Consider the following 12,884-nt stretch of genomic DNA (forward strand, 5'->3'; position numbering starts at 1 on the left):
ATGAAAAACATTCGACTTAGCCCGTTATTAACAGGAATTATTCTTGCGGGCTGTTCAAGTTATACCTTTGCACAATTAGGTACCAACCTTTCTGTTGACCTGCGTGCATTGTCTATGGGGAACGCGGTTACTGCAGATCCGCCAGGAGTGAATGCAATTCACTTTAACCCGGCTGCATTGGCTAAAATTGAGGGCTTACAGACCGAACAGCAAATTATTGTTGCGAACTTTGATATTCAGCGTGAATTTACTGTTCCTGCTGGATATAACGTGTTTGGTTATTCAGATGATCCAATGGTCTGTAATGATGGTCCTGAAGTATCTTCTGATTTATGTACAGATTTTAAAGGCCCAGTGAAGGGTGATGTAGAGTATGTCAGCCTCTACGTACCTATCCTGAAAAAAATGGTGGATTTGGGGGAAGGCCTCCCGATGGCAGCACCTACCATGGGGGTCTCTTATAAACCACCAGGTTCTAAAGCAACGTATGCAACTGCCGTTTATGCACCACTAGTGGCAGGTTTTGGTCATGAAGATGGTAATCCTGCCAATTTTATGGGACAACAGGTTGCTCTGGAGCGGATTACATATTTATCTCCATCAATTGGTTATGAAGTCAACGACCAGCTTTCAATTGGTGCTTCAATCGGGATGTCTTATCAAGCCATTGCCATGAAAACAGATTTACGTTTTCCCAATGAGCTGATTGGCATGTTGCGTATGATTGATGAAGTCGTATGTACACCATTTAAAGAAAATTCTGACATCATTACTGATATCTTGTTGCTCGGGATCTGTAATGCTGATGAAGGGATGAACCCATTTGGTAAATTTGGCCAAATGCAACTTTCATTAGAACAAAATTTAAGTCCAAGCTATAACCTAGGTGTTCTATGGGAACCAACTGAAGATTTCAGTTTTGGTATGGTTTACCAGAGTGCTGCCAAAATGCGCTTAAAAGGTAAATATCATATCGATAATGCCAAAGCACCACAGGAAATGATTAAAGGTCTGATGACCTCCCCAACTGGCCAGATTTTAGCTGCAATTCTTGGTTTTCCAAATTATATCCCTTCAAGTGAATCGGGTCTGGTTTCCATGGATTTCGAATACCCAGCTCACTTTCAGGCGGGGATCAAATATAAGGTAATGCCAGATCTACAAGTCAATTTTGATATTGGCTGGACAGATTATGCTGCTTGGGACCAATTCAAGTTTGAGTTCGACCGTACCCTGTCTGCCTTGAAGATTGCCAAACTGTTATCTGCCAATGTAACGGATTCTTCACTTGCATTACCGCTTAGGTTTGAGTCGCCATGGAACTTCGGGATCGGAGTAGAGTATTCAGCAACTGACCGACTGAAACTTCGTGCTGGCTATGAACCACGTACCAGTGCCATTCCAAAAGATAAACGCAATACTATGGTACCGATTAATGGTGCACAGCTATTTGGTTTAGGAGTGGGCTACCGTTTTGACGCAGATACGGATCTGGATCTATCTATTGGTTTCTTACGCAGTAAAGATAATATTCCAGCAAATACCAGTAGCCTAGCGAACCAGACCGGGGTAAATAACCTGTTACTGAATCCATATGCAGGCTTGAATGTCAAAACAGATACCAAGATCACAATTTTAGGTTTGAACTATCGCACCCGTTGGTAAGGAAGAAATGATCAGAACAGGGAACTTAGGGATAAAAATGGTACTGGCATTAAGTCTGGTACCATGGTCTTTTTATACAAATGCCAGAGAGTTTATTACGATCATTGGGCCCGATGGGCGACCATTAGTTGTGCCACGTCAAAATAATGAGCAGAAAGAAACAACAAAAAACCAAGCGGCCACTACTCCGAAAAAATTAGTTACACCCGTTACATCTACTGCACAGGATCTGAAAAAATCCGAGCCAAAGATAGTCGAAAAAAGTGTGGCAACAGTTCAGCAAAAAAATAATATAGTTGTACAACCAGTACAACCAGTACAACCAGTACAACCAGTACAACCGACTAAACACGTTGAGTCTAAATTACCGCAATACTTACCACCAGTGACACAGCCTCAAACCTCTGAACCTGTCATTCAGGCATTACCTGATCCTGTTCAAAAACAGGGTTTCAGTCAGATTGAAGGGGTGGAATATGTGGATAGTGAATATCTGGAAAATAAAGAATTTAATCTGGAAGGTAAAAAACGTTTCTACAGTATGCCTGAAGGGATAGTTGATAAAAATATTGGGTCAACACGTGTACAGACGATTGAGCGTGAAAAAGGAGTGGGACAGTCGATTATAAAATCCTTATTTCAACAACCTGCTGTAGATTCTGGTCCAGTCGTACTGGCCCAAACCTACTACCGTATTTCTCAGCCTGAATCTGTAGAAAGCTTAGGTAAGCAGTGTTTTAAAGATAAAAAAGTTAAGAATGCGAAAGAGATTAGTGCAGGTAAATCCATTAATCTGTGGCCACGGGCACCACTGAAATCAGATGAGTTTGATTATGAAATTGTGAAGCTAAAATCTGATATTAAAAATATTCAGATTCAGTCTTATGCTTCCCGTCAGAATAATCCTGCCTATTACTGGCCATTTGTTGTATTTCTGGATGAACGAGGCTGTGTTTTAGAAGGGGCGGGCGGTTTCAAAAATCAGGAAGCACAAGCCAATATTATTCAACATGAGAAGATACAGGGAATTATTCAGATTCCTGCGCAAAGCCAATATGTATTAATGACCCCACTCGCTTCAGCTATAGATGTTGAAGACAAGATGCTGACAAATTATGGACAACTAAAACTAGTCGCCATTCGATAAGGACGATTCGAGTAGAATAAGATGAAAAATAAAATATTATATCCATTTGCTTTCACTGCTTTATTTGCCGCCCTCAGCGGATGCGGAGGTGAAAGTGCGAATGTCATACCAGAACAAAATGATGAAGCCACCACGAATGGTTCATGCTCTGCTACTACAACGAATTGTCTGGAATGGGGGCTTGAATATCCAATTGATGGTCTTAACTTTAATTGTAGTGGTGATAAAGAAAATACCTTCATTACTTTATTTGACCAAAATGATGGTGTTACCTCAGGCACTTGTCAAAAAGCAGATACTATTGAATTTTATCTAAAAAGTTTTAGTGATACCAAAATCAAATTGGGTACTGTCAAGCTCTCTGAATATATGAACCTCAGTACAGCGAGCCAATTACCCCGACTAAGTGTACTTGATATTGCCAAGGGAATTACCGGTCGTAACATTGCCAGAATCGAACAGACAGATCCAACCGTACAGGTGGCGATGAAACTGGTGAAAATCTGGCAGACCTTGGCACTGGAAAAAGGCCGTATCTATAATCCGACGGATGTACAGCCCTTGTATATCACAGAGGATATGCGAAAGAATCTGGGCAAAATTAATAAAGATATCAACCTGACAGATGCAAATTTAGCAGAAACCCTTAAACCTTTTATTGATATTAGCCAGATTAGTGATGATCAGGCCTTTGAAGTCGTAAAAAAACTGGCCAATATTGCCAGTGCAGCAGTATATCAACCGGAATTTTCTCTGTTCTCAACTTCAGGCATTATTAGTAGTAACTTGACTGGTTCCGATGGTCTGGCGGGTTGTAATAAATCTGTATGTGACATTAAAGATAAAACGACTAAATATTTATTTGGACATTTTATCCTGATTACAGACCGCCAAGGTTATACCTTCGGCAGTGGACTACAGTGGCGTGACACTCAGCTAAAACTGGGCTCCAATAATCTGGGATCTTTGGGTGGCATTAATGCGGAATTGATCCGTAAGGTCAAACCACAGCAAATTACTGCAGTACCGCAAACCAGCTGGATTAGCCCTGCAACGAGAATGCTTTCATCAAATGCACCATATAAAATGAATGTGGCTAACAACAGCAATCCATTAGAAATTTACCAAGGTCGTTTGCTGAGCGATTATGTGATTGCCGGTAAAGAAGCATTTTATAAGATGGCTACAGGTAAAACTGAACTCAGCGATGCTGACCGTGCCAGTCTTGGCTTATGGCGTTTTAATGCCGATGATGACAACTATAGTGGCTCAATTGATCTTTATAAAATTTTCCCGATCAGCTATCTGGATCGTCAAGTTTTTAGAACAGCTGAAAATGTAGAGCCAGATGAAGAATATATTTTCCCAATGTATGGCAACATGGAGTTTAAATTTAGCGAAAACTCAATTAGCCCTGTTACAGTGGGTGTTGTGATTGATAGTAATGGTGATGTGCGTACCAATATGCAGTCCGCTACCAATCTTGCAACTGATAGCATTAATGGTTGCCAGGGAGATATCTTGCCGGCTGGACTTAAAGACAATAACGGCGTTCAACAATATCGTCTCGGTACCTTAGGCCGTGCATTTATAGATGAAAAAACAGTATCTATGCGACTGGTCTTCGCTGATCCTGTATTTGGTTCATTAAATGGTGCCCTAGTAGGTATGAACTCCACTATTCAGGCTTCAACCAATACAGATGATAAGATTGTGATTGGTGGGGCATTACTCAATTTATCTAATGTACTGAATGGAACCAGTCGTGTGGGCTTTACCAACTCAGCTGGAGAAAGCGTAGGTTGGGCGAATACTTATGCCAGCTTCCAGAAAGTTTATAATAACAATAATACTGATGAAACGACGGAGGAGACCAATCTGGCCAAGCTAAGTGGCGGAAGTGTTTCATTTAAATTAGCGGATTGTTATAGCATCAAAACAAAATAATGAAAAAAGCCCATCATTTGATGGGCTTTTTTATAAAAAGACATTTTAACCTGTGTGATCCAAACGAGTTCCCAAGGTCTCTAGGTGCATCGGGAAGTTATTGGTTTTACGGTCTTCAAAATAATGACGAAGCGTATGCTCTACACTTGGGAAAGCCAGTTCACTCCAGGGAATTTCATCTTCGTTAAATAAACGTGCTTCAATGGTTTCTTCACCTGCACCAAATTTTCCATCAATCAGTTGAGATTTGAATAGGACATAAATCTGGCCAATCCGCGGAATATTGTACATGCAGTACAGCTGTTCAATATCCACTTCAGCTTCGGCTTCTTCACGGGTTTCACGAGCTGCGCCCTGTTCCATGGTTTCAAACAGTTCCATATAGCCGGCAGGTAGGGTCCACAGTCCATAACGTGGTTCAATTGCACGGCGGCAGAGCAGGACTTTATCTTCCCAGAGCACCAATGCACCGCAAATCACTTTTGGATTAATGTAATGAATATATCCGCATGTAGTACAAACCTTGCGAACCTTCTGATCGCCTAAAGGAATTTTCTCTGTTGTTTTATGTCCACAGTTCACACAGAAGTTCATATTCATCATCAATGATAACAGTAAGGTCAGGATAACTGAAAAATCAAAATTTGGCATCATTTCTATCCCGCCAAATCAAAAATCAGCTATGATGAAATTATAGTCGCATAGGGAGCTGAATGAATGGATGAGCTGGGATTAATACAACGCTTGCAGAAACATTTACGATTTTCCAAACGGATTCAAACTGCACAAGCTGCTGTATTAATTGCGATCACAGATGAAGCTGATCCCAAAGTTTTGCTGACACGCCGTTCAGCTTATATGAATAATCATGCAGGAGAAGTCTCTTTTCCAGGTGGTAAACGCGACCCGCAAGATACCAGTAATATTGTAGTGGCCTTAAGAGAGGCGTATGAGGAAACGGCGCTTAATCCATTTGATGTTCATCTGATCGGGGATCTCCCGATGCAAAAGGCACGTAACGGGATGCTGGTTAAGCCTGTGGTCGGTTTAATTCCGCCTACCATTCAACTCATTCCTCAGCCGACAGAAATTGACCGGATTTTCTTTGCTTCCTTGCAGCATTTGCTGGAAGCCCAGCCGATGCCTTATGAAGTACGTTTTGCCCAGCAGTCCTTATATTTTCCCAGTATGCGAGTGGAAAATGAGATTGTCTGGGGACTGACCGCACGTATGCTGATTTCACTATTTCAGTACGGGCTGGACTATAAAAAAGACTGGCCATTTTTACTTAACTCACCTGCGTTTAAACGCTCAAAATTTTTTAACCGTTGAACAGGATTTCAGCCATGTTATATCAATTTCAGGGACATTCACCAAAAGCAACGCATCAGCCGTGGGATGGTTGGGTGGCACCTACAGCGACGGTCATTGGACAGGTCGAACTGGGCAAACAGGTGAGTGTCTGGTTTGGTGCCGTCGTTCGCGCCGATAACAGCAAAATCCGTTTAGGTGACTTCACCAATGTTCAGGAAAATGCAGTGCTACATACCGATGCTGGCATTGAAATGAACATCGGGAATTATGTGACCATTGGTCATCAGGCCATGCTGCATGGTTGCACCATTGGCGATAATAGCCTGATTGGAATTCAGGCAGTGATCTTGAATCATGCCGTGATTGGCAAGAATTGTATTATTGGTGCCAATGCCCTGATTCCAGAAGGGAAAGTAATTCCTGATAATTCGGTGGTGATGGGCTCACCAGGCAAAGTCGTGAAAACTTTAGATGACGCCAGTATTCAGAAACTAAAAATGAGTGCCATGCACTATGCTGAGCATTTCCAGAAATTTCAGGATCTGGAAGAAGTACAGCTTTAGGCTGTTATCTGAATAATGTCCTCAGTTAAGCCTAGAATTTTCTAGGCATTTTTGTATCTGGCTTGGGAAAATCTCGCCTAGAAGATATGAGTGGAGTATTATATTCGACGTTTTTTATATTCTCTGAATTAAGGTTGTGCATGAAAGTGCTGGCATTGGAGACTGCCAATGAGCAGTGTTCCGTCTCTGTGATCGATGATACTCAAGAACTATTTTTTCAGCTTGATGCGCGCGCCAAGGCACAAACGCAAACCATTCTTCCAATGATTGAACAAGGCCTCAATGATCTGGGCTTGACTGTATCTGATCTGACAGCGATTGCCTTTAGTCGTGGCCCGGGATCGTTTAGTGGTGTTCGTATCAATGCGGCTGTGACTCAAGCTTTGGCTTGGTCAAATGATCTGCCTGTAATTCCGGTATCCACTTTACAGGCTTTGGCGCAAGCGGCATATCGTTTGCATGGTTTAACTGCAGTAACTGCAGTACTGGATGCACGGATGAATGAAGTCTATGTCGCCAGTTATCAGTTAGATGCTCAAGGGATTATGCAGGCTGTTGATGAAGAACAGCTTTTGAGTTATGAACAAGGTGCTGAAGCAGTTAAATTTACTGTGGTGGGTTCAGGTGCCAATCTAGTTCAAGAAACAGCATCCGAATATAAAAATGTCAGTGCAACAGCACAGGATATTGCCATGATTGCGCGTGCAGCAGCAAAAACAGAAAATTGGGTCAGTGCAGAATTGGCACTTCCGGTATATTTACGTGATAACGCATGGAAAAAAATTCCAGAACAAGGCAAAGCATAATTAATCAGGATTAAGCATGGATCTTTTACTGCTGCTGAAAGCAGCAATTATGGGTATTGTTGAAGGTATCACCGAGTTTTTGCCTATTTCCAGTACTGGGCATCTGATTTTGGCTTCAGAATTAATGAATTTCTGGACCAAAGAAAAAAGCGATGTTTTTGTCGTCGCAATTCAGATGGGGGCAATTGCCGCGGTTATTTATGAATATTGGGCACGGCTTTGGGGTGCAGCAACTGGCATCGTAAGTGGTGAACCGCAAGGACGCCGTTTAGGGATTGGCCTGATTCTGGCCTCTATTCCCATTGTGCTGATTGGCCTGACCTTAGGGCAAACCGTAAAAGAGCTGCTATTCAATAATATTGCGATTGCCATTGGCTTGATCGTTGGTGGTCTGATCATTATCTGGATTGAAAAGAATCCACCCAAGGTACGTGCCCAGGAAGTTGAAGATCTGACCGTGAAAGATGCAATCTGGATCGGTCTGATTCAGGTCTTATCCCTGATACCGGGAACTTCACGTTCAGGTGCGACCATTATCGGGGCGATGTTCCTTGGCGTATCACGTAAGGCTGCAACTGAATTTTCATTCTTCTTGGGGATTCCGGTCATTATCGGTGCAGGCCTGCTCGATCTTTATCAAAGCTATGATGTTTACAGTACCACAGAAGACTGGACAGTTCTGGCAGTCGGTATCATCGTATCGTTCATCTCGGCGCTTTTATTAATCCGTGCCTTGGTAGCCTATGTGGCAAAACGTGATTTCATGGTTTTTGCCTGGTATCGCATTGCCTCAGGTTTACTGATTTTATTATTTGCCTTTACAGGTTGGAGATTATGGTAAGCACGATTCGCTTATATACCGAATTCGAGTATCAAAAGAAAGCACAGCACTTCGAGGCTGTGCTTTCTTCTCGTGATGTAGAGGTTAGTATTGAGGTTATTGAAAAGCTGAATGCACGTTTCTTGCGTTTACATCCCGAACTGGCGCTGTGTGTTGATGCTGACGGCCTATGGCTCTGTGCCAATGGCATGAAAATGCAACCAGATTGGCAAGCAGAAGTAGGGCGCTTAAAACGTGCCTCTTTAAAATCGGAAATGATTGCTCGTGCTTGTAATTTGGGAGAAAAGCCGACTCTTATCGATGCGACAGCTGGTCTAGGTCATGACAGTCTGTTGATGGCACATTTGGGTGCTCAGGTGACCTTGGTCGAACGACATCCTATTTTATTTACCCTGCTTGAAGACAGTCATCACCGAGCGAAAAAGGATACTTTTCTAAGTTCGGTGGTTAAGCGGATTCATCTGGTTTTTTCAGATTCTGCAGACTATCTGAAATCACAGGCTGAGCAGAATGCGGTCGTCGATGTGGTTTATCTGGACCCGATGTTTCCACAACGTGACCAGAACCAGCAGGCACCGAAAAAGCAGGCACAGGTGAAAAAACAAATGCAGTTATTACATCTGCTTTTACCGGAAGATGGTGAAATGGATCTGGGAGATAATCTCTTAGAATTGGCACAAAAAATTGGCAAGCGGGTGGTGGTGAAACGTCCTCGTTTGGCCGTATTTTTAGCTGGAAAAGAGCCAAATCATCAATGGTCTGGTGATGCTTGCCGTTTTGATGCCTATTTTCAGCATGAACTGGTTACTTAATATGAGAATTGCTTCAAAATAGATCAAGGATTTGTTATATATTTAAAAATTGGCATTGATAAAACTTATATCAAGCATAAACTTATTGGGCACATTAGCGAGCCACTCATCTCCCTGAAATCATATGATCGACTTTAAACCCTCCATCAATTTTTGGCACGATTTTAAAAGCAACCAAATTGCCGGGATGTGGTTATTTCTGGGATCTCGGCGTTCGCTGCAACTGGTGCGTCCCTCTATTCTACAACTGGTGTTCTGGGGCATTTTGGGCGGCTGTGCTAATAGCCTGTTTAGCTGGCTCAGTTCCGGCCGCATGGGAGATTTTAACTCTCAAGGTCTGATCAGTTATGCACTTTGGCCCTTTATTGCCTTGATTGTCGGGATTTTCTTGTCCCAGCGAGTGAATAATCCTCGTTTGATGCTGGTACCTGCATTACTCTGGCTAGTGCTGGATACGCATATCATGCTGTTCCAGAGCCTGATCCAGTATCTGGGTGATCTGGATTATCTACCCTATATTTTCTACGCCTATATTCCGACCCTATTTGTCATGCTGTTTGTCTGGCAAAGTCTGGCTGTGGTCTGGGTAATTTCACGTGAATTAAAATGGCCGTGGTGGGAACGGGCACTGATTATGCTGGCCACCCTGTTTACTTTGGTGGTGTGGCAGATTTCGGTGAAAGATCAGCCCATCTGGAAAGTTGAAGAAATTCCACCAAGTTTTGCTGAAGATGCTTTCTATACTCAGCCGATCTTGCTGAACAAGGCACTAGATGCAATTGAATATGGCGAATTTGCACAATCGCACTGGTACTTCATGGGCGTCGCTGGCGCAAGTTATCAGGATGTGTTCTATTCAGAAATAGAGCGGATTAAAAAGCAGTTTGATACCCGGTTTGGGACTTTCGGCCGTTCGATTATGCTGGTAAATCATCCAGCAACACGGACTGAAATTCCGCTTGCTTCTAAAACCAGCATGGAACTGGCCTTGCGTCGTATTGGCCAGCAGATGAACCGGGAAAGTGATGTGCTGTTTCTGTATATGACCTCACATGGCTTGCCAAATGAATTTGAAATGGAAAATGCACCGTTAGACCTGGCATCAGTTGATCCAGAATGGTTGCGTGATACTTTGGATGCCTCAGGTGTGCGCTGGCGAGTGATTGTTATTTCTGCCTGTTTCTCAGGTAGTTTCGCTTCGGCTTTGCAGAATGATAATACCTTGATCATTACTGCTTCTGCTGCTGACCGTCAGTCATTCGGTTGTTCGAACGAAGCTGACTATACTTATTTCGGTCGTGCTTTCTTTGATGAGGCCATGCGTGAAAATAACAGTCTGAAAGCCTCTTTTGAGCAGGCCAAGACTACAGTGGCTAAATGGGAAGCAGCTCAGGGATTTGAACGGTCAGAACCACAATGGGTGATTGGCAAAAACATGGAATTGATGTTGCCACAACTGGAACAGCGTCTTTTCCCTCCAGCGACGACCACTTCAGCATCTCCGTCTGTCGCTTTGGCTCCATAAACCAATCTACAACTTTAGAAAATAGAAAAAGGAATGATGATGGAACTGGTACAGAATAATCGAAGCTTTGAGGGTGAACAGCGGATTTATAGCTTTGAGTCTAAAATATTAAAAAAACCAACCAGATTTGGCATCTTCCTGCCGCCACAAGCTCTGGAAGGCCAAAATTGCCCGGCTTTATTCTATTTAGCTGGCCTGACCTGTACTGAAGAGACTTTTGCAATCAAGGCACATGCCCAGCGTTTGGCTGCCCAGCTTGGCCTGATTCTGATTACACCAGACACTTCACCACGTGGAGATGATGTTGCCAAAGGGGATCACTGGGATATCGGGCAGGGTGCCGGATTCTATATCAATGCCACTCAAGCACCGTGGGCTGAACATTATCAGATGGAAAGCTTTATCGTCGATGAGTTGTATGAACTGGTGTGTGAAGAGTTTGTAGTGCAGGCAGATAAGATCGGGATTTTCGGTCATTCCATGGGTGGACATGGTGCTTTAACTTTGGCTTTTAAATATCCGGAAAAATTCTGTTCAGTTTCGGCATTCGCACCGATTTGTGCACCGAGCCAATGTCCATGGGGTGAAAAAGCATTCTCGAATTATCTGGGTGAAAACCGCGAAGAATGGTTGAAGCATGATGCAACTGCGCTGGTTCAGGAAAAGGGTGCACTGTTTAGCGACATCCTGATTGATCAGGGCTTTTCTGACCAGTTCTATAGCCAGCTGAATCCGGCGTTATTTCAGCAAGCCTGCGATGCCGTGAACCAGAAATTAACCTTACGTGAACATCAGGGTTATGATCATGGTTACTATTTTATTCAAAGCTTTGTAGATGACCACCTACAATTCCATGCCGTGCAATTAAATCCATAAGCCAAGCAATAAAAGTGAAGCAAACTTAAAAGTGCAATAAAACTCCAAAAATAGGTCATGTTTTTGGAGTTTTTTATATGAATATCAAATAAATATAATAAAAATGGCATATAAGTTGCTATTCAAAAATCAGGTAGAACCAGTTGCAGTTAAGAACACGATGCACAATAAGCCTGAACTAGAGATTGACCAGCCATCACCTTCACTAGAAAAACATAACTTCCGATTTCATGGCAGTGCCACGGAATATTTTGGAATCTGGATGGTGAATCTGATGTTAACCATCGTTACGCTTACTTTGTATAGCCCTTGGGCAAAGGCACGCCGTATCCGCTATTTCTACGGTAATACCCAATTGTTAAAAACATCGCTTTGACTTCATTGCCATGCCAAGCCGATATTGGCGGGGTCGGGGGGCGTAAACCGATTATCGAACTGCCTGAAGATCGCCGGATTGAATTTTTGACCAAAGCACCGCATTGGCTGAAGATTAAATCCAAAGAAATCTATCATGCCATATGGAAATTTGAACGTTCTCCACTCCTGATTTTCTTCTCGATGATTATCGTGATATGTGCGGTAATTTTTATTCTTAAATGGGGGATTCCTCATACCGCCCAGCAGCTCGCTCAATTACTTCCCGAACAGACCTTGATCGAGGTAGGAAATCAAACTGAGCAGAAATTAATTGAGCAAACTGAGTCATCCAAGCTCTCCGCAGAGCATCAAGCACGTCTAAAAAAATTGTACGAACAAAAAATCGCGGTAGGGCAACCTGCAAAGATTATTTTCCGTCAAGGTGGAGAAACTATGGGGCTTAATGCAGCAGCGATTCCAAACAATACCATTATTGTTACCGATGAACTGGTCAAGCTCAGCGGTGCAGATGAAGAAGTCCTTGCAGTACTGGCACATGAACAAGGTCATCTGGTGCAAAAACATAGTATGCAAAAAGTGATTTCCAACTTGAGTGCAGCAGGATTATTTGCCTTGGTAACGGGAGATTTAAGTGATGTGGTGGCGGCATCTATAGCGGTACTCGCCGATGCGGGATATTCACAGGCGCTTGAACTTGCTGCGGATGATTATGCCATGCAACATTTGCATCAACAGCAGATCTCCAGTATTCATTTGTCGAACTTTTTGCAGCGGGTGAAAAATGCCAGAATACTGGCAGAGGAATCACAAACCTTAAAAATGAAAAATTTCACTCTCAATATCGATGGAAAAGACCGGCACCTGACAGAAACTGAACTGAAATGGATTCGCCTGATCGGGAAGTTTAAAAAATATCTGGAATCACATCCCGAACTGGATAAAAGAATTAAACGGATTCATGCTTTTAATGAACAGGCGAATCATCATTTTTAGCTTCTGATCATTATTAT

12 protein-coding genes and 1 pseudogene are annotated in these 12,884 nt (G+C 42.8%); 12 read left to right on the top strand and 1 reads right to left on the bottom strand.

Features of this window, described 5'->3' with window-relative positions; genetic code table 11:
* The 3 genes from filD to filF are packed head-to-tail and all read left to right on the top strand — an operon-like array spanning position 1 to position 4,759.
* Complete coding sequence (filD, locus tag F897_RS05800) at positions 1–1,665, top strand: putative pilus system OmpP1/FadL family transporter FilD (RefSeq protein ID WP_005234148.1); 1,665 nt, start codon at positions 1–3, stop codon at positions 1,663–1,665.
* A gap of 7 nt (positions 1,666–1,672) precedes the next feature.
* Positions 1,673–2,812: a putative pilus assembly protein FilE gene (gene filE, locus F897_RS05805; RefSeq protein WP_034580820.1), complete on the top strand. Its 1,140-nt coding sequence runs from the start codon at positions 1,673–1,675 to the stop codon at positions 2,810–2,812.
* 21 nt (positions 2,813–2,833) lie between these two features.
* Positions 2,834–4,759, top strand: a complete 1,926-nt coding sequence (gene filF / locus F897_RS05810; RefSeq protein ID WP_005234164.1) for a putative pilus system protein FilF — start codon at positions 2,834–2,836, stop codon at positions 4,757–4,759.
* 45 nt (positions 4,760–4,804) lie between these two features.
* Here filF and F897_RS05815 read toward each other — a convergent pair whose 3' ends face one another.
* Entirely contained in the window at positions 4,805–5,353 is a 549-nt protein-coding gene (locus tag F897_RS05815) for an NUDIX hydrolase (RefSeq protein ID WP_122959126.1), read from the bottom strand.
* 123 nt (positions 5,354–5,476) lie between these two features.
* Here F897_RS05815 and F897_RS05820 point away from each other — a divergent pair, with 123 nt between their 5' ends.
* The 9 genes and pseudogenes from F897_RS05820 to F897_RS17840 all read left to right on the top strand — a co-directional run bounded on the left by F897_RS05820 (position 5,477) and on the right by F897_RS17840 (position 12,867).
* Complete coding sequence (locus F897_RS05820; RefSeq protein WP_004783401.1) at positions 5,477–6,091, top strand: CoA pyrophosphatase; 615 nt, start codon at positions 5,477–5,479, stop codon at positions 6,089–6,091.
* Positions 6,092–6,105: 14 nt separating this feature from the next.
* Entirely contained in the window at positions 6,106–6,636 is a 531-nt protein-coding gene (locus F897_RS05825; protein ID WP_005234166.1) for a gamma carbonic anhydrase family protein, read from the top strand.
* Between the two features lie 140 nt (positions 6,637–6,776).
* A complete protein-coding gene (tsaB, locus tag F897_RS05830) occupies positions 6,777–7,442 on the top strand; it encodes a tRNA (adenosine(37)-N6)-threonylcarbamoyltransferase complex dimerization subunit type 1 TsaB (protein ID WP_005234171.1) in 666 nt (221 codons plus the stop codon).
* Between the two features lie 16 nt (positions 7,443–7,458).
* Positions 7,459–8,283, top strand: coding sequence for an undecaprenyl-diphosphate phosphatase (locus tag F897_RS05835; RefSeq protein ID WP_005234173.1), 825 nt, complete (start codon positions 7,459–7,461; stop codon positions 8,281–8,283).
* On the top strand, positions 8,277–9,095 hold the full coding sequence (locus F897_RS05840; protein WP_005234175.1) for a class I SAM-dependent methyltransferase: 819 nt from the start codon (positions 8,277–8,279) through the stop codon (positions 9,093–9,095). The genes F897_RS05835 and F897_RS05840 overlap by 7 nt, the downstream gene beginning before the upstream one ends.
* 124 nt (positions 9,096–9,219) lie before the next feature.
* Positions 9,220–10,620 carry a C13 family peptidase gene (locus tag F897_RS05845; RefSeq protein WP_005234177.1) on the top strand — a complete coding sequence of 467 codons (1,401 nt, stop codon included), beginning with the start codon at positions 9,220–9,222 and terminating at the stop codon, positions 10,618–10,620.
* A 39-nt stretch (positions 10,621–10,659) separates the two neighbouring features.
* A complete protein-coding gene (fghA, locus tag F897_RS05850; protein WP_005234179.1) occupies positions 10,660–11,496 on the top strand; it encodes an S-formylglutathione hydrolase in 837 nt (278 codons plus the stop codon).
* Positions 11,497–11,656: 160 nt separating this feature from the next.
* Positions 11,657–11,909, top strand: a pseudogene (locus F897_RS05855) (DUF898 family protein); the annotation flags it as partial.
* Positions 11,869–12,867: a M48 family metallopeptidase gene (locus F897_RS17840; protein WP_005234189.1), complete on the top strand. Its 999-nt coding sequence runs from the start codon at positions 11,869–11,871 to the stop codon at positions 12,865–12,867. The pseudogene F897_RS05855 and the gene F897_RS17840, both read left to right, overlap by 41 nt.
* Positions 12,868–12,884 lie beyond the last annotated feature (17 nt).

This window comes from Acinetobacter variabilis (genome assembly GCF_000369625.1).
Classification (GTDB): Bacteria; Pseudomonadota; Gammaproteobacteria; order Pseudomonadales; family Moraxellaceae; genus Acinetobacter; species Acinetobacter variabilis.